Raw genomic sequence first — 21,265 nt, forward strand, 5'->3', positions numbered from 1 at the left:
GGGAGCGGCACTTTACCGGCTGACTGCCATGCAGGCAATTCGGGGGTGCCTGTACCGCCCTCTTCGCGAGCAGGCTCGCTCCCACAGGGAGAATGCATTTCCACGGTGGGAGCGAGCCTGCTCGCGAAGATTCCAGGCAAGGCACCGCATCTTCAGGCATAAAAAACCCGCACCTCTCACAAGGCACGGGTTCTTTCATTGCTTCAAGCGATCAACGCTCCAGCAGAATCCGCAGCATGCGGCGCAGCGGTTCGGCCGCGCCCCACAGCAGTTGGTCGCCGACGGTGAAGGCACCGACGAATTGCGAACCCATGTTCAACTTGCGCAGACGGCCGACCGGGACATTCAGGGTGCCCGTGACCTTGGTCGGGCTCAGCTCCTGCATGCTGATCTCGCGGTTGTTCGGCACCAGCTTGACCCACGGGTTGTGCTGGCTGATCAGCCCTTCGATATCGGCGATCGGTACGTCTTTGTTGAGCTTGATGGTCAGCGCCTGGCTGTGGCAGCGCATGGCGCCGATGCGCACGCAGATGCCGTCCACCGGGATCGGGCTTTTGAAGCGGCCAAGGATCTTGTTGGTCTCGGCCTGGGCCTTCCACTCTTCACGGCTCTGGCCGTTCGGCAGTTCCTTGTCGATCCACGGGATCAGGCTGCCGGCCAGCGGTACGCCGAAGTTTTCGGTTGGATACGCTTCGCTGCGCATGGCCTCGGCCACGCGACGGTCGATGTCGAGGATCGCGCTGGCCGGGTCGGCCAGTTGATCGGCGACAGCGGCGTGGGTCGCGCCCATCTGCTTGATCAGTTCACGCATGTTCTGCGCGCCGGCACCGGAGGCCGCCTGATAGGTCATGGCGCTCATCCACTCGACCAGACCGGCCTCGAACAGACCACCCAGGCCCATCAGCATCAGGCTGACGGTGCAGTTGCCGCCGATGTAGTTCCTGGTGCCAGCGTCCAGCTGCTGGTCGATGACCTTGCGGTTGACCGGGTCAAGAATGATCACCGCGTCATCGTTCATGCGCAGGCTCGACGCCGCATCGATCCAGTAACCCTGCCAGCCGGCTTCGCGCAGCTTGGGGAATACTTCGCTGGTGTAGTCGCCGCCCTGGCAGGTGAGGATCACGTCGAGAGTCTTCAGCTCGTCAATGCTGTAAGCGTCCTTGAGCGGAGCAATGTCCTTGCCCACGGACGGGCCTTGGCCACCGACATTGGACGTGGTGAAAAACACCGGCTCGATAAGATCGAAATCCTGCTCTTCCAGCATCCGCTGCATGAGCACGGAACCGACCATCCCGCGCCAACCGATCAGACCTACACGTTTCATCGCAACTACACCTTCTTGAAAAGTGGGCCGCTGCTTTGTATTGAATTTCGCAGCGGGCCCGAGAGATTACAGATTCCGCAGCGCGGCGACTACTGCGTCGCCCATTTCCTGCGTACCGACTTTGGTACAACCGGCGGAATGAATGTCGCCGGTGCGCAAGCCCTGATCGAGCACGACGCTGACGGCTTTTTCGATGGCATCGGCAGCATCATGCAGATTGAAGCTGTAACGCAGCATCATCGACACCGACAGGATCGTCGCCAGGGGGTTGGCAATGCCTTTACCGGCAATGTCCGGCGCCGAACCGTGGCAAGGCTCGTACATGCCCTTGTTGTTGGAATCCAGCGAGGCCGACGGCAGCATGCCGATGGAACCGGTGAGCATCGACGCTTCGTCGGAGAGGATGTCGCCGAACATGTTGTCGGTGACGATCACGTCGAACTGCTTCGGCGCACGCACCAGTTGCATGGCGGCGTTGTCGACGTACATGTGGCTCAGCTCGACTTCCGGATAATCCTTGGCCACTTGCTCGACCACTTCACGCCACAACTGGCTGGACGCCAGCACGTTGGCCTTGTCCACCGAGCAGAGCTTCTTGCCACGGACCATGGCCATGTCGAAACCGACACGGGCGATGCGGCGGATTTCGCTTTCGCTGTACGGCAGGGTGTCGTAGGACTGGCGCTCGCCATTGTCCAACGTACGGGTGCCACGCGGCGCGCCGAAATAGATGCCGCCGGTCAGCTCACGGACGATGAGGATGTCCAGGCCGGCAACGATTTCCGGCTTCAGGCTCGACGCGTCGGCCAGTTGCGGATACAGGATCGCCGGGCGCAGGTTGCCGAAGAGGCCCAGTTGCGCACGGATTTTCAGCAGACCGCGCTCAGGGCGGATGTCGCGCTCGATGGTGTCCCATTTCGGACCACCGACCGCGCCCAGCAGCACGGCATCGGCAGCACGTGCACGATCCAGAGTTTCGTCCGCCAGCGGCACGCCGTGCTTGTCGATGGCCGCGCCACCGATCACGTCGTGGCTCAGCTCGAAGCCCAGGCTGTACTTGTCATTGGCCAGTTCCAGCACTTTGACTGCTTCGGCCATGATTTCCGGACCAATACCGTCACCCGGGAGAATCAGAATCTGCTTGCTCATGCTTTCCTCGTGTCTTCAAGCGGTGCGCCATTGAACAGCGCGCCGGGAAAAATTCTTATCGCTCAGCCATCAGTACGATTACATCGGTACTGAACGAGCCGTCGGCATCAATTTCAAAATACTCACGCACTTCGTTGCCCATCGACTGCTGCAACTGGCGGATCGCCGCGCGCAGCACTTCAGGTGTGCGCATGCGCTCGACCCAACTGCCATACTCCAGATGCAGGCGCTGGCGGGTGGCACTGCGCACATGCAGACCGGCCTCGCTGACCTGCCGCAGCCACTCGGCGGCGGAGTAGTCGCGCACATGACTGGTGTCGCGAAGCACTTCAACGCTTTGCAGGTAAGTGTCGAACAATGGACTGCCCGGAGACAACACATCAACGAACGCTGCCACCCCGCCCGGCTTGAGCACCCGGCGAACTTCGCGCAAGGCCAGGCCCAGGTCGCTCCAGTGATGCGCCGAATAACGACTGAACACAAAATCGAACTCGCCATCGGCGAACGGCAGGCGTTCAGCGGCGCCGTTGACGGTGACGATGTTGCCCAACCCGCGATCGACGGCAGCGCTGGCGACGACATCGAGCATTTGCTGTGACAGGTCGTAGGCGACCACTTCCCGGACCAGCGGCGCGACGTGGAAACTGACGTGACCGGCGCCACAACCCAAGTCCAAAACACGTGCCTCGCCCTGCCCGGCCAGCTCCGCCTGTAGCAGAGCGAATTCGGTGCCTTGAGCGTGGACGGCGCTGCTCAGGTAGGCGGCGGCCTGTTCGCCGAATTGCTGCTGGACGACCAGGGAGTGCTGGGTGGTGCTGGTCATGGTCACATCCTGGTATCTATGTTGTTTGGGTTGCCGTTTTCGCGAGCAGGCTCGCTCCCACCGGGGATTGCATTCCAAGGTGGGAGCGAGCCTGCTCGCGAAGAGGCCCGCCCTGACTACATCAATTCGAATCAGGCGTCGCGAAACAACCACGGCTGGCTAACCCGATGTTTTGCCTCGAACGTCGCAATCGCATCGTTGTCCTGCAAGGTCAGGCCGATATCATCCAGGCCATTGAGCAGGCAGTGCTTGCGAAATGCGTCGATCTCGAAGCTGTAGACCTTGCCATCCGGGCGGGTCACGGTCTGCGCTTGCAGGTCGATCTGCAATTGATAACCCGGCTCGGCTTCAACCTGCTTAAACAGTTCATCAACTTCTGCATCGCTGAGGATGATCGGCAGCAGACCGTTCTTGAAGCTGTTGTTGAAAAAGATGTCGGCATAGCTCGGCGCGATGATGCTGCGGAAACCGTACTCTTCCAGCGCCCACGGCGCGTGCTCACGGCTCGAACCGCAGCCGAAGTTCTCGCGGGCGAGCAACACGCTGGCCCCCTGATAACGCTCGGCGTTGAGCACGAAATCCTTGTTCAACGGGCGCTTGGAGTTGTCCTGATACGGCTGGCCGATATCCAGATAACGCCACTCGTCGAACAGGTTCGGGCCGAAACCGGTGCGCTTGATCGACTTCAGAAACTGCTTGGGAATGATCTGGTCGGTGTCGACGTTGGCACGATCCAGAGGCGCGACAAGACCAGTGTGCTGAGTAAATGCCTTCATCTTTACTGTGCTCCTTGGATCAATTCACGAACGTCGACGAAACGGCCGTTCACCGCAGCCGCCGCCGCCATGGCCGGGCTGACCAGATGGGTACGGCCACCGGCGCCCTGACGGCCTTCGAAGTTACGGTTGGACGTCGAGGCGCAATGCTCGCCGGACTCCAAACGGTCCGGGTTCATCGCCAGGCACATCGAGCAACCCGGCTCGCGCCATTCGAAACCGGCCTCGAGGAAAATCCTGTCGAGACCTTCGGCTTCGGCCTGCGCCTTGACCAGACCAGAGCCCGGCACGACGATCGCCTGCTTGATGGTCGAGGCAACCTTGCGGCCCTTGGCGATTACCGCAGCGGCGCGCAAGTCTTCGATGCGCGAGTTGGTGCAGGAACCGATAAACACGCGATCGAGCTGAATGTCGGTGATCGCCTGATTGGCGGTCAAACCCATGTATTTCAAGGCACGAACGATCGAGTCGCGCTTGACCAGATCCATTTCCTTCGCCGGGTCCGGCACATTCTGATCAACGGCCAAAACCATCTCGGGCGAAGTGCCCCAGCTGACTTGTGGCTTGATCTGCGTGGCGTCCAGCTCGACTACGGTGTCGAACCTGGCATCGGCGTCGGAGACCAGGTCTTTCCAGGCTTCGACGGCCATGTCCCACTGCTCGCCCTTCGGCGCGAATGGACGGCCTTTGACGTAGTCGATGGTCTTCTGGTCCGCCGCCACCAGACCCACGCGGGCGCCGGCTTCGATGGACATGTTGCAGATGGTCATGCGGCCTTCGACGGACAGATCGCGGATCGCACTGCCAGCAAATTCAATGGCATGGCCGTTACCGCCGGCGGTGCCGATCTTGCCGATTACCGCGAGGACGATGTCCTTGGCGGTCACGCCGAACGGCAATTGGCCTTCGACGCGCACCAGCATGTTTTTCATTTTCTTCGCCACCAAACACTGCGTGGCGAGCACATGCTCGACCTCGGATGTGCCGATGCCGTGGGCCAATGCGCCGAATGCGCCATGGGTCGAAGTGTGCGAGTCGCCGCAGACTACGGTCATGCCCGGCAAGGTCGCGCCCTGCTCCGGGCTGATGACGTGGACGATGCCCTGGCGAACGTCGTTCATCTTGAACTCGACAATGCCGTATTCATCGCAGTTGTCGTCGAGGGTCTGTACCTGCAAACGCGAAACCTGATCGGCAATGGCTTCGATGCCGCCCTTGCGTTCCGGGGTGGTCGGTACGTTGTGGTCCGGGGTGGCGATGTTGGCATCGATACGCCAAGGCTTGCGCCCGGCCAGACGCAGGCCTTCGAAGGCTTGCGGCGAGGTCACTTCGTGGATGATGTGACGATCGATATAGATCAGCGCCGAGCCATCGTCGCGCTGCTTGACCAAATGCGAATCCCAGAGCTTGTCGTAGAGCGTTTTGCCGGCCATCAGACGGTTCCTCATCAGCTTGTTTCTATGCCCTGGGCTTATCAATAACCCTTTGGCTTGTGAGGCCGATCCTATGGGGTTAGATTAAATAACTCAAATTCATATTTTTTATGCTTTGGATAACCAACTGGAATGCGACATGGATCTGGCTAACCTCAATGCTTTTATTGCCATCGCCGAGACCGGCAGCTTCTCCGGTGCCGGCGAACGCCTGCACCTCACCCAACCGGCAATCAGCAAGCGCATCGCCGGGCTTGAGCAGCAATTAAAGGTGCGCCTGTTCGATCGCCTGGGCCGCGAAGTCGGCCTGACCGAGGCCGGCCGCGCCCTGCTGCCAAGGGCTTATCAGATTCTCAACGTGCTCGACGATACCCGCCGCGCCCTGACCAACCTGACCGGTGAAGTCAGCGGCCGCCTGACCCTGGCTACCAGTCACCACATCGGCCTGCACCGCTTGCCTCCTCTATTAAGGGAATTCACCCGCCGCTACCCACAGGTCGCGCTGGATATTCAGTTCCTCGATTCGGAAGTGGCCTACGAGGAAATTCTCCACGGCCGGGCAGAACTGGCGGTGATCACCCTCGCGCCGGAGCCGCACACTCTGGTCAAAGCCACGCCGGTGTGGGACGACCCGCTGGATTTCGTCGTCGCCCCGGAGCATTCGCTGATCAATAACGGCGCCGTCAGCCTGGCGGACATCGCCGGCCATCCGGCGGTTTTCCCCGGCGGCAATACGTTTACCCATCACATCGTCCAGCGCTTGTTCGAAGCCCAGGGCCTGACGCCGAACATCGCCATGAGCACCAACTACCTGGAAACCATCAAGATGATGGTCTCCATCGGCCTGGCCTGGAGCGTGCTGCCGCGCACCATGCTCGACGAGCAAGTGGCAAGCATCGCATTGCCGGGCATACAGCTCACTCGCCAGCTAGGCTATATCTTGCACACCGAACGGACGCTATCGAACGCAGCAAGAGCCTTCATGGCCCTGCTGGATGCACAAATCGATCGGCCAGGGACTCCGGCCTGACTTGTGCTACTTCTATAGAGCCGCCCCTGTGCCTAACGCCACTCAGCCCAAGGCCCGCTGACAATGCCGAAATCTGTTGACCGAATTCCGCCGATGCCGCGAATCCAGGCTGTTGATCCGCGCCATTCCGAGCAGAGCTGGGAAAGCGCGCCGCAATTGCTCGCCGCGCTCAACGGCGCGCGGCTCGGTGCCTGGTATTGGGACATCGAACGCGGGCAGATCAGTTGGTCGCGGGGCACTCAGGCGTTGTTCGGTTTCGACCCACGGCAGCCATTACCCGCCGATTTGGAATACCTCGATCTGTTGCCACCGGAAGACCGCGCGAAAACCGTGCGCGCCTTCCACGCGGTGATCGCCGGCGCCCCGCTTGAACAGGCGATGCATCACCGCATCCGCTGGCCCGACGGCAGCCTGCACTGGCTGGAAATCAGCGGCAGCCTGTTGCCGGACAAGAACGGCCGGCCCCGAATGATCGGGGTGATTCGCGAAATCACCCACCAACGCCAACGCGAGCAGGCCCTGAGCAGCTCGGAGAAACGTTTCGCTACACTTTTTCACCTGTGTCCGAACATGGTTCTGCTGACCCGTCAGGAGGACGGTCTGATCAGTGAGGCCAATCAGTATTTCGAAAGTCTGTTCGGCTGGCCGGTGCAAAGCGCGATCGGCCGCACCACTCTGGAACTGGGCTTGTGGGTGCACCCTGAGCAACGCGCCGAACTGGTGAAGAAAACCAAGGCCAAGGGCGAGCTGATCAGCATGGAAGTGCAGTTCCGTGCCAGCAACGGCCAGGTCCACGACGGCATCCTCAGCGCGCAGAAGGTCGAGCTCGAAGGCCAGCCTTATCTGCTCAGCACATTCCTCGACACCACCGAACGCAAAGCCGCCGAACTGGCCTTGAAGGACAGCCAGGAGCGCCTCGACCTGGCGCTGGATTCGGCGCAACTCGGCACCTGGGACTGGCACATCCCCAGCGGCATGCTCTACGGCTCGGCGCGCGCCGCGCAATTGCACGGGCTCGAGCCGATTCCATTCCATGAATCATTCGAAGAGTTTTTCGAAGGCGTGCCGGGCGAGGAGCGCGACAGCATGCGCGATGCCTACCGCAGCCTGCGCGAAGGCCCCGCCGGCAATTATCAACTGACTTATCGCGTGCAATTGCCCGACGGCAATTCGCGTTATCTGGAAAGCCGCGCGCGCCTCTACCGCGACGACAACGGAGCGCCACTGCGCATGGCCGGCACGCTGCTGGACATCACCGATCAGGTCGAGCGCGAACAGCGTCTGGTGGCCTCGGAAGAGAAATTCGCCACACTGTTTCAGGTCAGCCCTGATCCGATCTGCGTCACGCGCCAGGAAACCGGGGAATTCATTGAGATCAATTCAAGCTTCAGCCAGACTTTTGGCTGGAGCGCCGCCGATGTGATTGGCCACACCGCCGAAGAAATCGGCCTGTGGGACGCCTCGGCAAAGAGCCTGCAACGCATCGAACGGGTGATTCGCGAACAAGGCCTGAGCAACGTCGCGATTCTGGTTCAGCACAAGGACGGACAGTCGCTGACCTGCGTGATTTCCAGTCGGCAGATCAGCGTCGGCGATCAGCCCTGCATCGTCACCACCTTGCGTGACATCACCCAGCAACAGCGCTCGGAAGCGGCACTGAAGGCCAGCGAAGAAAAATTCGCCAAGGCGTTCCACTCCAGCCCCGACGCCATCACCATAACCGAGCGCGACACCGGGCGATATCTGGAGGTCAACGACGGCTTCTGTCGCCTCACCGGCTACCGCGCCGACGAAGTGGTGGGCAAAACCGTTTATCAAGTGGGGATCTGGGCCGAAGAAAAACAGCGCTCGACGCTACTCGCCGAACTGCAGATCAAGGGCCGCGTGCATCATCAGGAAATGCTCGGGCGCAACAAGCGCGGTGAATTGCTTACGGTGGAAGTCTCGGTCGAGCCGATCACCCTCAATGAAACCGCCTGCCTGCTACTCACCGCGCGCGACGTCAGCCTGTTGAAGAACGCCGAGGCGCAGATCCGTCACCTGGCCTATCACGACCCGCTGACCAACCTGCCCAACCGCGCGCTGCTGATGGATCGCCTGAGTCAGCAGATCGCCCTGCTCAAGCGCCACAATCTGCGCGGCGCGTTGCTGTTTCTCGACCTCGATCACTTCAAGCACATCAACGATTCCCTCGGCCACCCGGTCGGCGACACCGTGCTGAAAATCATCACCGCACGGCTCGAAGCCAGCGTGCGCATGGAAGACACCGTGGCGCGCCTCGGGGGCGATGAGTTCGTGGTGTTGCTCAGTGGCCTCGAAGGTTCACGCAGTGAAGTCAGCGAGCAAGTGCGTGCACTGGCCGACACCATTCGCGAACTGCTCTCGGAGCCGATGTTCCTCGATGGCCAGCGCCTGCAAGTGACGCCGAGCATCGGCGTGGCATTGATTCCCGATCACGGCTCGACCCCGACCGATCTGCTCAAACGCGCCGACATCGCCCTGTACCGGGCCAAGGACTCCGGGCGCAACACCACGCAGATGTATCACAACACCATGCAGAAAGCGGCCAGCGAGCGCCTGCGGATGGAGACCGACCTGCGTCTGGCGCTGTCGCGCGGCGAGTTCAATGTGCATTTTCAGCCGCAGGTCGATGCCCGCGACAACCGCATCATCGGCGCCGAAGCGCTGGTGCGCTGGAACCATCCCGAACTCGGCGCGCAATCGCCCACCGAGTTCATCAAGGTGCTGGAAGACAGCGGCCTGATTCTCGAAGTCGGCACGTGGATCCTCGATGAAGCCTGCAACGCCTTCAAAAAACTGATCGCACTGAAACTCGTCGACCCGCTCAACTTCAGCCTGTGCGTGAACATCAGCCCGCGGCAGTTCCGCCAGAACGATTTCGTCGAACGCATCGAACACAGCATGACCAGCCACGGCCTGCCCTGCTCGCTGCTGAAACTGGAAATCACCGAAGGCATCGTCATCCAGAATCTGGAAGACACCATCAGCAAGATGCGCCGCCTGAAAAAGCTCGGCGTGAGTTTCGCCATGGACGATTTCGGCACCGGTTATTCATCGCTGACCTATCTGAAACGGCTGCCGGTGGACACGTTGAAAATCGACCAGTCGTTCATCCGCGACGCGACCACCGACTCCAATGTCGCGGAGATCATTCGCGCCATCGTCGCGATGGCCCGCAGCCTTGAGCTGGAGGTCATTGCCGAGGGCGTGGAGACCCCGGAACAGTTGGCGTTCCTGCAGGGGCTGGACTGCCATTTGTATCAAGGCTATTTGCACAGCCGACCGGTGGGGCTGGAAGATCTGAAAAAGCTGCTGCCCTGAATCGGCGGTCGCACAGCCTGGCAACAGAGCAACAATTGCCACGGTTTGCGTCAGCCTGTAGGGTCGCGTTTTTTGCGCCGCTTCGAGATCAACCATGCAGGATGCATCCCTTCCCCGCCCGGCCCTGCTGGGCATCGACCTTGGCACCACCAACAGCCTGATCGCCGTCTGGCGTGAAGGCCGCGCCGAACTGATCCGCAACGCCCTCGGCGATGTGCTGACTCCATCGGTGGTCAGCCTTGATGAAGACGACACGATTCTGGTCGGCAAAGCCGCCCGCGCCCGCCTGACCACGCACCCGGAACGCACTGCCGCCGCGTTCAAGCGCTTCATGGGCAGCGACAGGCAAATCCAGCTCGGCTCTCGCCAGTTCAGCCCGGAAGAGTTGTCGGCGCTGGTACTTGGCTCACTCAAGCAAGACGCGGAAGCCTTTCTCGGCCAAGCGGTCACAGAAGCGGTCATTTCCGTACCGGCATATTTCAGTGACGAGCAGCGCAAGCGCACCTTGTTCGCCGCCGAACTGGCCGGGCTGTCCGTGACGCGCCTGATCAATGAACCGACTGCTGCCGCCATGGCGTACGGCCTGCACGAACAGAAGTTCGAACGCACGCTGATTTTCGATCTCGGTGGCGGCACGTTCGATGTCACCGTGCTCGAATACGCACTGCCGCTGATTGAAGTGCATGCCTCCACCGGCGACAACTTTCTCGGCGGCGAAGACTTCACCGCCGCCCTGTTGCAGGCCTGCCTGAAACACTGGCAAGTGACGCCCTCGACAATCGACGCGCAAGCCATGGCCAGCCTCGGTGATGCGCTCGAACAGCTCAAATGCAAACTCGGCGAAGGCGCGCAGCAGTTGAGCTGGCGCCATGCCGAACAGACATTCGAATGGGAACTGGATGAAGCCGCTGCGGTGAAAATCTGGGAGCCGTTGCTGGCCCGCTTGCGCGCGCCAATCGAACAGGCACTGCGCGATGCCCGCCTGAAACCGCGCGACCTTGACAGCCTGGTGCTGGTCGGAGGCGCCACGCGCATGCCGGCGGTACAGCAAATGGTCGCCACGTTGTTTGGGCGCCTGCCTTATCGGCATCTTGATCCGGACACCATTGTGGCGCTGGGCGCAGCGACGCAGGCGGCATGCAAGGCGCGGGACGGTGCGGTGGAGGAATTGATTCTGACGGATGTCTGTCCGTATACGCTGGGGATTTCGACCAATCGTGGCGAAGGCGTCAGTGGCGCGTTCTCGCCAATCATCGAGCGCAATACGGTGATTCCAACGTCACGGGTGCAGCGTTACTCGACGACGTTTGCGCAACAGACTGAAGTCCGTATCGCGGTGTATCAAGGGGAACGCCCGTGGGTACGCGACAATATTTTCATCGACTCCTTTGACATCCAGTTCACGCCTAGTGAGCAACTGCAGAGCCTCGATGTGCGTTTCAGCTATGACATCAACGGCCTGCTGGAAGTGGACGTCACGCTTCTGGAAACCGGCGAACGTTACGGCCACAGCATCGACCGCAGCCCGACCGGACTGGATGAACAGGCGCGCAGAGACAGCCATGCCCGGCTCGCGACGCTCAAAGTCCACCCTCGCGATGCCCTGCCCAACCGCACCCTGCTCGCACGGCTGGAGCGAGCATGGATGCAAAGCCTGGGCGACGAGCGTGCGCGCATTGCCGAGTGGATGGATACCTTCAACACCGTGCTTGCCGGCCAGCAACCCAGCGAAATAGCCAGCCACCGCTCAGCGCTGAATGATGCGCTGGATCAGATGCGTCTTTAGCCGTTCAGTCGCCGCAGAGCGGCCTGCAACCCGCCGGACAACATATCTGCCCCACCGTCCGGCGGCACGCCGTAGCGATTGGGCAGTTTGTCTCCTGGAAAACCGAAGAGCACCAGCGGCAGAAATGGCAGAAACGGCGACAATCCCAGAAATATCAGCAGTGTCGGAATGCCCCGGCCCATATCGTGCAACCGCCGTAGAACTGCCGCGAACAACAGCAGCACGCCAAGCAAAAAGATGACCATCCCGCCAATCGTCGTGCCCGTTATCAGGCCGGCTATCGGTGTGACCACCACGCACCCCAGGACCTGAGCGATAAATGCCTTGCGCCCCAGCCGTGATCCGAGGCGCCAGAACGCTTTCGCTGGTACTGGCTGGACATCACTGCTGGCTAACAGCAACCGCTCCGACCACGACAGCAACGCGCACAGTGCCAAGCGCAAACCGACGCTGTTCTGCACGTCATCCTTACCCTGCTGCAGTTGCCGCAATACTCGCGTTTTCGGCACACCGGCAGCGCCGTAGCGAATCAAGCTCTTGAGCGCATCCAGCGCTTCATACGCCAACAGTTTGTCGACACCGAAATCCGTCAACACCTTGCGCGGTGGCCAGACGGGTTCGCCCTTGATCAGACCGTCGCGAAAACCTTCGAACCAGTCATCCTCGCAACTGACCGCTGCAATCGACTGCAACAACGCCCGGTGCTGCTCGGCGCTCAGGCTTGGATCGTGGTAGAGCACGCCCCAGAACATCAACAAGCCCAGCAGGTCGTCACCGCACGCGGCACGGTCACTTTCGACGCAGGTGTAAAGCAGGGTATTGGCGGGCAGCCTGGCGCTGTCGAGAGCCTGCTCCACGCTGAACAATTGTTGCACCAGCAAACCGTGCACAGGATCGTCACCCTGCAACCACCCCAGCAAACCGGCGCCATTGCCCTGCTCACGCAGCAAGCGCCGCAATAGCGGCTGCAGGCGACTCAAAGGATGCGCAGGATTGAACGGCAAACGCTCCAGACACTGCGCATCAATCAATTGCAACCAGCGCTCGGGCTGTTCCAGCAATGCCAGCAAAAACACGGTTTGAGCGTGCCAATCCCAGAGGGCCGCACCCAACCCGATCGGCGGCAAACCTGTCGCGTGCCGACTCAACTGGCGCATGAGATCAAGCTCCGAGAGGTCATTGCCGTCTTTGACCGCACTCAGTTCGAACGCGTCGGCAATGCGCGCAAGCGCCGTGTCGCTGTAGGGCCGCAAGCGCTGCAACCAAAGACGACAAACCTTGTGCAGCGCGCCTTCGGATAACGCGGGCGGCAATTGCGGTGAAAGTGTTTGCGAGTCAGTGAAAGCGCTCATGGCCTGCGCAACAGGCGCCTTGGCCAGCCAGTGCAGATGTTGCCTGGCCTAATACTTGAGGCCGGTCAAAACCAGGCATTCCAGCGCGTCGACCGGGAGCGGTTCGTCGACGATCTGCTGCAACAAGGCCGAATCACCGCGATGCAGCGCCCAGGCGTGCCGGTACAGACGCAGCAAACGGCTGTCTTGGTTTTCGCCGATCAACTGCGCGAGCAATGGCAGCTCGTCGCCCGCCATGCGCCAATCAACAAAGCTCTGCGCCAGCGCATCAAGTTTGAGCCGTCCGACACCCAACCAACGGGTCAACGTCTCGGGCCGTTGTGACGGACTGCCATACACTTGGCACTCAGCACCCAGATCGTCCGGCCAAACGGCGCAGTCCTCCAGACGATCGAACGCCTGAATCAGCAACGGCACAAAGGTCGGCTGACGCTTGGCACACAGCTCCAGCAAGCGACTCTCTGCCGCAGGATGGCGATGTTCGCTCCAGAGCCGAATCCAGCATGGAAACGCTTGATCGTCGTGCCCCAACAGACTGTACTGACACGCCAGCAGGTACAGCCAGTCGACGTTATCCGGCGCGGCATCGTGCTGTTCGGCACAGCTTTGCAGGAACGTCGGCGCGCCCATCCCCGCTTGGGTGAATTGCACCAGCAGACGCTTGAGGTACGCGGCATCGTTGGGCAACGGCAAGCAGGTGTGCCGACTGGCGAAATCGGCGAACTCGTGAAGAGGACGCTGAGTAAATATGAAATCGAGGCTACGGGCATACCACAGCGACTCGGTCTGTGCCGGCTCTGACCAAGCGCTCATCAGATCCGTGTCGAACGGGTCGGGCGTTTTGATGCGCTGCAAAAAGCCTTCTACCGCTTGCGCATCGTCGAATGCCAGATCGAGCAATTGCTGGTCCCAAGCCATGCGTTGCGCCAACAGATTCGCACAACGGTAGGACAACGGACCGGCGCCGGACAGTCGGTGGTACAAGCCCCAGTTGAGGTCATCGAAAACCTCCAGTGACAAGTCATCCAGCGTCCGGACAAATGCCTGCCATGCCGTGTAATTGAAGCGTCGCGCGGGATCGTCCAGCAGCGTACAAAAATCCAGGAAAGCTTGAGGCGCCCGAACGACATCGGCTTGTGCAGCCTCGATCTCGTCTTCAGCCTCTGCCTCCTCTTCACGGGCCAGACGCAGGGCGCTCTCGTAGGCCATGCGTAACGCTTGAAAACCTTCCGGGTCGGTTTCCGGATGATGTGCCGGCAAACGGGCGCGATAGGCGTTGCGAATCAGGGTTTCGTCGTTAGTCGGCTCTATGCCCAGTCGAATCCAGCAACTCATGACCAGTCGAACTCCCCAAGCGATGCCGGACGAGACGGCGGATCAATATCCATGTGCCAAGGCAGATCGGCGAGAAAATGTGGAATGTTGTGCGCAAGGCCGCGGGCAATCCTGGTGTTGAAAGCGCTGGTGCCCTCGCGACTCATCTCGACCGCCAGTTCATCGTCGCTTTTGCTCATGCAGCACCAAAAGGTTCGCCCCACCAGAAAGCCGTTGAAGTAAGCCATCCAGCTGCCGTAATGAAACTGCGCCCGCAACGCCAGACGACTGTGCAACCAGTTGCTCTCGACCAGATCGATCCATTGATTACGTACGGCGCAGCGCAACAGAAAGCCCATCCGGCCGTAATCCCAGGACAGGATGCCGCCGGGACCACAGCTGCCGAAGGTACGGCTGGCAAATTCATGGAGGACCCGCTCACGCGGGCTCAGATCATTGAGCAAAGACTGCCATTCACTCGGCAGGCATCGCTGCCACGCCAGATAGGCCCCGCTGAGGTGCTTGGCATGGCCGTCGTCGGTCATCCATTCGAGCATGTCGAACAACTGTCGCCGATCATCGAAACCCCAACTTTCCTTGAGGTTGATGTAACGATCATTGCAGAACGCCGGGTCGTCATACCCGGCGCCGGTGTTGAGCGCGGCCATTGGTGCGGACAACGCGCACAGCCAGCGCTGTTGAATCTCGTCCATGAAAAAAGGCTCCAGGCCGACCGCTGGGAAATGGGGGTCGGCAAAACTGCGCAGATTGTAAAGAGCCCCGACAACAGCAGCAAACCCTGCAGCGCTTTTACTGCACGCACAAAAAAGGCCCCGACGTATCGGGGCCTTTCGTTCAGCGGCTTATCGCCGTTTCGGACGATTGTGTGTCAGCACATGAATCAATGCTGCAACGCCGGCTGCTGCGCTCCATTGATCGGGATGCGCTTGGCTTTCGCTTCTTCCGGGATCACACGGAGCAGGTCGATGCTCAGCAGGCCGTTGCGCAGGGCAGCGTCCTTGATCTCGATGTGATCGGCCAGACGGAACGACAGCTTGAAGGCTCGCTGAGCGATGCCCTGGTGCAAGAACGTGACGTTCTCGTCGGTGTCGCGCTTGCCGCCACTGATGGTCAGCACACCCTTCTCGACTTGCAGGTCCAGGTCTTCTTCCTGGAAACCGGCGGCCGCAACGACGATACGGTATTGGTCATCACCGTGTTTTTCGACGTTGTAAGGTGGGTAGCTGCTGCCTGGCTCGTTGCGCAGGGCGGTTTCGAACAGGTCGTTGAAACGATCGAAACCTACCGAGGAACGGAACAGTGGTGCGAGAGAAAATGCAGTACTCATGATTCAAATCTCCTGAAAACAATCAGCAAGGTTTTGTGTCTCCGCGACCCGAATTCGGCATCGCGTAACCCTTAGATAGGGACCGCTGTTTTGATTTCAAGAGATTATTTTCAGATTTTTTATGCGGCTTCGACGAGCGGTAATCCGAGCAAACGCGACACCTGATCAGGCTCGGTTTCGCGGCGCAGAACGGTGAAAAGTTCGGCAGCTTCCGGGTAGTTGCGGGTCAGCATGGCCAGCCATTGCTTGAGGCGACCGGGCGATTGGCGCGCGGTCATCTGCGCTTTGGCCTGCAGCCAGAAGTCCTGAATCAGCGGCATCAGCTCGGCCCAGGTCATCTCGACGACTTCTTCGCCGGCGCGAGCCGCAGCGATCTGCCGGGCCAGATCCGGGCGGGAGACCAGACCCCGACCGAGCATGATGTCTTCGACGCCACTGATCTCGCGGCAACGGCGCCAGTCTTCGACGCTCCAGATATCACCGTTGGCGAACACCGGCACTTTGACCACGTCTTGTACGCGCGGGATCCACTCCCAGTGCGCCGGCGGTTTGTAGCCGTCCATTTTCGTCCGCGCGTGTACGACGATGTGCTCCGCTCCGCCTTCGGCCAGCGCCGTGGCGCAAACCAGCGAACCGTCAGGGCTGTCGAAACCCAGGCGCATTTTTGCCGTTACCGGGATGTGCGCCGGCACGGCGCGACGGACGTGCTCGACAATCTGGTTGAGCAGCTCCGGCTCCTTGAGCAGCACGGCGCCGCCGCGGGATTTGTTGACGGTCTTGGCCGGGCAGCCGAAGTTGAGGTCGATCACTTCAGAACCGAGTTCGCAGGCCAGCGCGGCGTTTTCCGCCAGACACACCGGGTCAGAACCGAGCAACTGCACACGCAGCGGCACGCCGGATGCCGTGCGAGCGCCGTTGAGCAGCTCGGGGCCGAACTTGTGGAAGTACGCCGGGGTGAGCAACTGATCGTTGACCCGAATGAATTCGGTCACGCACCAATCGATGCCGCCAACCCGGGTCAGCACGTCGCGCAGGATGTCGTCGACCAACCCCTCCATGGGCGCCAGAGCAATTTGCATGGGGAAACACTACTTGAAGAAAAACGTGCGGCAGTTTACTGGATTACGCGCAAAACCGCAGAACAACACATTTCTCTGTGGGAGCGAGCCTGCTCGCGAAGGCGGTCTGTCAGTTGATACATGCGTAATTGACCCGCCGCTTTCGCGAGCAGGCTCGCTCCCACAGGGTGAGATTTACATCGCCTCTGCAATCTGGATCGCCGGGCCATAGCCTTCGATAAACTCCGCCGGCATGCGCTTGGGTTTGCCGGTCGACAGTTCGATGCAGACAAATGTAGTCTGCGCGCGCAACAGGGTGGCGTTGTCGCTGGGGCGTTTGAGCTGGAAATGCCGGGTCATTTTCAGGCGCTGATCCCAGTCGACGATCCACGTCGCCAGTTGCAGCTCATCGCCTTCATAGGCCGCGGCCAGATAATCGATTTCGTGGCGCACGACAGCCATCGCCCGATCCAGCCGCCGGTACTCGACCAGGTCCAGGCCGAGGCGCTGCGAGTGGCGCCAGGCGCAGCGTTCGAGCCAGGTCACGTACACGGCGTTGTTGGCGTGCCCGAGCCCGTCGATGTCTTCGGCGCCTACTTGCAGATCAATGGTAAACGGCGTTGCCCGATCCCAGCCCATGCCCCACTCCCGGTCAAAGTTTTCAACCGGGGCAGTGTAACGAAGCTCAGGCCGATTGGCGCGCCTGAAGGCTGCGACCGGCAAGCAGTGATAACACACCATCAATCACGCGAGGGTCGGCCAGTACCCGTTGATGGCCTCCGCTTTCCAGACGCAGCAGGCGGCTGTCGAACCAGGCCTCGTGAATCAGTTGTGCTTCCTTGACCGAGACGAAATTGTCGTCCTCGGCGTGGACGATCAGGCCGGGCATATCCAGTTGATAGTGGGCAACGTCAAGCGTCGCGGCGCGCATGCCGACGTCCTGCTCGACCTGACGAATGAACGCCGAACGCGCTCGCGCTGGCAGACCCACGTAACGAGCGAAACCGCGCAATACGCCGAGGATTCGTGACGGTGCGGCGATGCTGACCAGGGTTTCGGTGCGCAGCCCCAATTGCACGGCGAGCATCGCGCTGGCGCCACCCATGGAGTGGCCGATCACCGCTTGCAGCGGCGGCAATTCGGCAGCCGCTTCAAGCATGGCGCGGGCGAACAGCACCACATTGGCTTCGCGCCCGGGCGAACGACCGTGGGCCGGGCCGTCGAGTGCGACGACGGTATAACCGGCATCGACCAGCGCATTGATCAACGAAGCGAATTGGGTGGGCCGCCCTTCCCAACCGTGCATCAGCAACACCGTAGGGCCTTGCCCCCAACGCAGCGCCGACAGGCCGAAGCGCAAGGTGATGCGTTCGGAACTCGCCAGCAGCGGCAGCTCCCAGTTCCGCAGCGGAAGCGCGCGGGGCGTCATGAACGCCAGGCGCATTTTGCTCGCCACCAGTTTCGGTGCAAACCAGCCCAAGGTACCGTTAACGCCACGAACCCACTTCAACGCGTTCATCGCTCTCTCCTCAGGCTTGTTGCCTTCAGGTCAACGCACCGCCGACTTGGCAGCGCGCAGCAATCGATCGGATAACTCTCCCGGACCCAGCGCCCTGGCGAGGGCCAGACCACCTACCATCAGCGCGACATCAGCCAGAGCCTTGTCGGTGTCTTCAGGGCTGGCCGCCAGTTGCGCCACCATCAGCTCCAGATGCTCGTTCAGCGCAATGCGGAACGACTCCGGCAACCGTCCCAGCTCACCAATCGAGGCGGGGATCGGACACGCCGCTTCGCTGGAATCGCGGTGCTTGCGCGACAGGTAGAACGCAGCCACCAGGGCGCGGCGCTCTTCGCCGGTCAGATCGGCATCCATGTCGGCGATCAGGTCTCGGCGGCGGCCCAGCAGCTGCTTGAACGCTTCGAGCATCATTGCGTCCTTGCTTTCGAAGTGCGCGTAGAAGCCACCGACGGTCAGGCCGGCCGCGCCCATCACTTCGCCCACGCTCGGGTCTGCCGGGCCACGCTGGATCAGTGCGGCGCTGGCAGCCTTGAGGATGCGTTCGCGGGTTTGAGCTTTTTTATCGTTCATCGTTGCCTCCGAATATTACGACTAGAATATTATTCGCATAATAATATTCCGCAAGTCATGAATATGACCGCTGGTCTGAAGCACAGTGTAAGGAAAAAGGAAGGTTGGCCAAACGCCAGACAAACAAAAGGGCCATTCAATAATTGAATGACCCTTATAAAATCCCGCAAAGCGGGTAATCGTGGCGTCCCCTAGGGGACTCGAACCCCTGTTACCGCCGTGAAAGGGCGGTGTCCTAGGCCACTAGACGAAGGGGACACAAACCCTTCTATACAACTGATCAGCGCTGAGAGCTGATCGATTCAAGGCCGGTGTGGCCAGACCTTGAACTGTAAATTGGTGGAGCTAAGCGGGATCGAACCGCTGACCTCCTGCATGCCATGCAGGCGCTCTCCCAGCTGAGCTATAGCCCCGGATTTTTCGCCTCGCGGCGGAGTGATCTCTTGCAACATCACTTCTGTAAAACTGGCGTCCCCTAGGGGACTCGAACCCCTGTTACCGCCGTGAAAGGGCGGTGTCCTAGGCCACTAGACGAAGGGGACGCAAACCCTTCTATACAACTGATCAACGCTGAGTGCTGATCGCTTCAAGGCCGGTGTGGCCAGACCTCGAAGTGTAAATTGGTGGAGCTAGACGGGATCGAACCGTCGACCTCTTGCATGCCATGCAAGCGCTCTCCCAGCTGAGCTATAGCCCCTCATCGCTGAGGACGGGGCGAATCTTAAGGGCGTATCGAAAGCCTGTCAAACTTATTTTTGAAAAATTTCAAAATTTTTTGTCGGGATAACAATCACTTACCGCCCTCCCCCGTAAATTCGGGAGAAACGCCGAAGGCAGGATCAAAAGATCGCAGCCTGCGGCAGCTCCTACAGAGAAGCAAAAGCAATCAAGCGATGGCGCCCAGGAGCTTTTCCCACTCTTTGTTTTCTTTCTTCGACACGCCGCCCAGCAGGTCAATCGCCTGGCGCAGACGGAAACGGGTCAGGTCCGGACCGAGGATTTCCATCGCATCGAGCACCGACACCGAACTGGCCTGGCCGGTGATCGCGGCAAACATCAGCGGCATCGCGTCGCGCAGTTTCAGCTCGAGGGATTCGACCACCGCCTGAATCGTCGCGGTGATGCTGTCCTTCTCCCACTGACGCAGGCTTTCCAGTTTCCACAGGATCAGTTGCATCAACTGGCGAACCTGGTCGGCGGAAAGCTTTTTCGACTCGAACAGTCTGGCATCCGGATTCACGCCGCCAGCGAAGAAAAACCCCGCCAGCGGTGCGACCTGGCTGAAGGTTTCGACGCGGCCCTGAACGTGCGGCGCGATCTTCATCATGTACTCGGAATTGAACGCCCACTTCTGCACCCGTGCAGCAAACTCTTCCACCGGCAAGTCGCGCAGCCACTGGCCGTTGAGCCACGACAGCTTCTCGATATCGAAGATCGGCCCACCGAGAGAAACGCGCTTGAGATCGAAGTTGTCGACCATTTCCTGCAGGGAGAACTTCTCGCGCTCGTCCGGCATCGACCAGCCCATGCGGCCGAGGTAGTTGAGCATGGCTTCGGGCATGAAGCCCATGCGCTCGTAGAACGTCACCGAGGTCGGGTTCTTGCGCTTGGACAGCTTGCTCTTGTCCGGGTTACGCAGCAGCGGCATGTAGCACAGCTCTGGTTGTTCCCAGCCGAAGTATTCATAAAGCAGGATCAGTTTTGGCGCCGATGGCAGCCATTCTTCGCCACGCAGGACGTGGGTGATGCCCATCAGATGGTCATCGACGACGTTGGCGAGGAAGTACGTCGGCAGGCCGTCGGTCTTCATCAGCACCTGCATGTCCATACGATCCCACGGGATCTCGACATCGCCACGCAGCATGTCCGGCACCACGCAGACGCCTTCGCTCGGCACTTTCATGCGGATCACGTGCGGTTCGCCAGCGGCCAGGCGCGTGGCGACTTCTTCTTTCGACAGCAGCAGTGCGCGGCCGTCGTAGCGTGGGGTTTCGCCGCGGGCCATTTGCTCGGCGCGCATCTGGTCCAGCTCTTCAGCGGTGCAGAAGCACGGGAACGCATGCCCCATGTCAACCAGTTGCTGGCAGTACTTCTGATAGATGTCGCCGCGCTCGCTCTGCCGGTACGGGCCGTGCGGGCCGCCGACGTCCGGGCCCTCGCTCCAGTCGATGCCGAGCCAGCGCAGGGCGTCGAAGATCTGCTGTTCGGACTCGCGGGTCGAGCGCAACTGATCGGTGTCTTCGATGCGCAGGATGAATTCACCGCCGTGCTGCTTGGCAAAGCAGTAGTTGAACAATGCGATGTAAGCGGTACCTACGTGGGGGTCCCCGGTAGGCGATGGCGCGATGCGAGTGCGGACGGTGGTCATGGCATGTCTCGAAAAAATGAAGAGCAGAACAATCAAGCGGCGAATGGTAACAGGCGACACCCGCCCCGCTCCA

General features: G+C 60.6%; 17 protein-coding genes and 4 tRNA genes. 3 read left to right on the forward strand and 18 right to left on the reverse strand.

Annotation, left to right across the window (positions count from 1 at the left end):
- Window positions 1-211: 211 nt before the first annotated feature.
- The 5 genes from asd to leuC form a co-directional block, all read right to left on the reverse strand.
- The gene (asd, locus tag GXB78_RS06705) at window positions 212-1,324 is read right to left on the reverse strand and encodes an aspartate-semialdehyde dehydrogenase (protein ID WP_329514830.1); all 1,113 of its coding nucleotides are present in this window, start codon (window positions 1,322-1,324) and stop codon (window positions 212-214) included.
- Window positions 1,325-1,390: 66 nt separating this feature from the next.
- A complete protein-coding gene (leuB, locus tag GXB78_RS06710) occupies window positions 1,391-2,473 on the reverse strand; it encodes a 3-isopropylmalate dehydrogenase (RefSeq protein ID WP_016773933.1) in 1,083 nt (360 codons plus the stop codon).
- 55 nt (window positions 2,474-2,528) lie between these two features.
- Window positions 2,529-3,296 (reverse strand): class I SAM-dependent methyltransferase, encoded by a 768-nt coding sequence (locus GXB78_RS06715; RefSeq protein WP_329514831.1) that lies wholly within the window; start codon window positions 3,294-3,296, stop codon window positions 2,529-2,531.
- A gap of 131 nt (window positions 3,297-3,427) precedes the next feature.
- Window positions 3,428-4,072, reverse strand: a complete 645-nt coding sequence (leuD, locus tag GXB78_RS06720) for a 3-isopropylmalate dehydratase small subunit (RefSeq protein WP_329514832.1) — start codon at window positions 4,070-4,072, stop codon at window positions 3,428-3,430.
- Between the two features lie 2 nt (window positions 4,073-4,074).
- Window positions 4,075-5,505, reverse strand: coding sequence for a 3-isopropylmalate dehydratase large subunit (gene leuC, locus GXB78_RS06725; protein ID WP_329514833.1), 1,431 nt, complete (start codon window positions 5,503-5,505; stop codon window positions 4,075-4,077).
- 139 nt (window positions 5,506-5,644) lie between these two features.
- Here leuC and GXB78_RS06730 point away from each other — a divergent pair, with 139 nt between their 5' ends.
- The 3 genes from GXB78_RS06730 to GXB78_RS06740 all read left to right on the forward strand — a co-directional run bounded on the left by GXB78_RS06730 (window position 5,645) and on the right by GXB78_RS06740 (window position 11,663).
- Window positions 5,645-6,535 carry a LysR family transcriptional regulator gene (locus tag GXB78_RS06730; protein ID WP_042609424.1) on the forward strand — a complete coding sequence of 297 codons (891 nt, stop codon included), beginning with the start codon at window positions 5,645-5,647 and terminating at the stop codon, window positions 6,533-6,535.
- A 63-nt stretch (window positions 6,536-6,598) separates the two neighbouring features.
- Window positions 6,599-9,877, forward strand: coding sequence for a PAS domain S-box protein (locus tag GXB78_RS06735; protein WP_329514834.1), 3,279 nt, complete (start codon window positions 6,599-6,601; stop codon window positions 9,875-9,877).
- A gap of 94 nt (window positions 9,878-9,971) precedes the next feature.
- A complete protein-coding gene (locus GXB78_RS06740) occupies window positions 9,972-11,663 on the forward strand; it encodes a molecular chaperone HscC (protein WP_329514835.1) in 1,692 nt (563 codons plus the stop codon).
- Here the strand turns inward: GXB78_RS06740 and GXB78_RS28095 are convergent.
- The 13 genes from GXB78_RS28095 to gltX all read right to left on the reverse strand — a co-directional run bounded on the left by GXB78_RS28095 (window position 11,660) and on the right by gltX (window position 21,192).
- Complete coding sequence (locus GXB78_RS28095) at window positions 11,660-13,015, reverse strand: DUF805 domain-containing protein (RefSeq protein WP_408005112.1); 1,356 nt, start codon at window positions 13,013-13,015, stop codon at window positions 11,660-11,662. The two genes, GXB78_RS06740 and GXB78_RS28095, sit on opposite strands and share 4 nt — an antisense overlap.
- 48 nt (window positions 13,016-13,063) lie before the next feature.
- On the reverse strand, window positions 13,064-14,350 hold the full coding sequence (locus GXB78_RS28100) for a J domain-containing protein (protein WP_408005113.1): 1,287 nt from the start codon (window positions 14,348-14,350) through the stop codon (window positions 13,064-13,066).
- Complete coding sequence (locus tag GXB78_RS06750; RefSeq protein ID WP_329514836.1) at window positions 14,347-15,042, reverse strand: DUF1266 domain-containing protein; 696 nt, start codon at window positions 15,040-15,042, stop codon at window positions 14,347-14,349. The genes GXB78_RS28100 and GXB78_RS06750 overlap by 4 nt, the downstream gene beginning before the upstream one ends.
- A gap of 188 nt (window positions 15,043-15,230) precedes the next feature.
- Window positions 15,231-15,677: an Hsp20 family protein gene (locus GXB78_RS06755; RefSeq protein ID WP_329514837.1), complete on the reverse strand. Its 447-nt coding sequence runs from the start codon at window positions 15,675-15,677 to the stop codon at window positions 15,231-15,233.
- A 119-nt stretch (window positions 15,678-15,796) separates the two neighbouring features.
- Window positions 15,797-16,756 carry a tRNA dihydrouridine synthase gene (locus GXB78_RS06760; protein ID WP_016773924.1) on the reverse strand — a complete coding sequence of 320 codons (960 nt, stop codon included), beginning with the start codon at window positions 16,754-16,756 and terminating at the stop codon, window positions 15,797-15,799.
- A 174-nt stretch (window positions 16,757-16,930) separates the two neighbouring features.
- On the reverse strand, window positions 16,931-17,374 hold the full coding sequence (locus GXB78_RS06765) for an acyl-CoA thioesterase (protein WP_016773923.1): 444 nt from the start codon (window positions 17,372-17,374) through the stop codon (window positions 16,931-16,933).
- Window positions 17,375-17,420: 46 nt separating this feature from the next.
- Window positions 17,421-18,254: an alpha/beta fold hydrolase gene (locus GXB78_RS06770; RefSeq protein WP_329514838.1), complete on the reverse strand. Its 834-nt coding sequence runs from the start codon at window positions 18,252-18,254 to the stop codon at window positions 17,421-17,423.
- A 30-nt stretch (window positions 18,255-18,284) separates the two neighbouring features.
- Window positions 18,285-18,824, reverse strand: coding sequence for a TetR/AcrR family transcriptional regulator (locus tag GXB78_RS06775; RefSeq protein ID WP_016773921.1), 540 nt, complete (start codon window positions 18,822-18,824; stop codon window positions 18,285-18,287).
- A 182-nt stretch (window positions 18,825-19,006) separates the two neighbouring features.
- A tRNA-Glu gene (locus GXB78_RS06780) sits at window positions 19,007-19,082 on the reverse strand.
- 79 nt (window positions 19,083-19,161) lie between these two features.
- A tRNA-Ala gene (locus GXB78_RS06785) sits at window positions 19,162-19,237 on the reverse strand.
- 53 nt (window positions 19,238-19,290) lie between these two features.
- Window positions 19,291-19,366 (reverse strand) — tRNA-Glu (locus tag GXB78_RS06790).
- 79 nt (window positions 19,367-19,445) lie between these two features.
- Window positions 19,446-19,521 (reverse strand) — tRNA-Ala (locus GXB78_RS06795).
- 189 nt (window positions 19,522-19,710) lie between these two features.
- Window positions 19,711-21,192 carry a glutamate--tRNA ligase gene (gltX, locus tag GXB78_RS06800; RefSeq protein ID WP_329514839.1) on the reverse strand — a complete coding sequence of 494 codons (1,482 nt, stop codon included), beginning with the start codon at window positions 21,190-21,192 and terminating at the stop codon, window positions 19,711-19,713.
- Between the last annotated feature and the right edge of the window lie 73 nt (window positions 21,193-21,265).

Source organism: Pseudomonas moraviensis subsp. stanleyae (genome assembly GCF_036283065.1).
In the GTDB taxonomy this organism is placed as follows: Bacteria; Pseudomonadota; Gammaproteobacteria; order Pseudomonadales; family Pseudomonadaceae; genus Aquipseudomonas; species Aquipseudomonas stanleyae.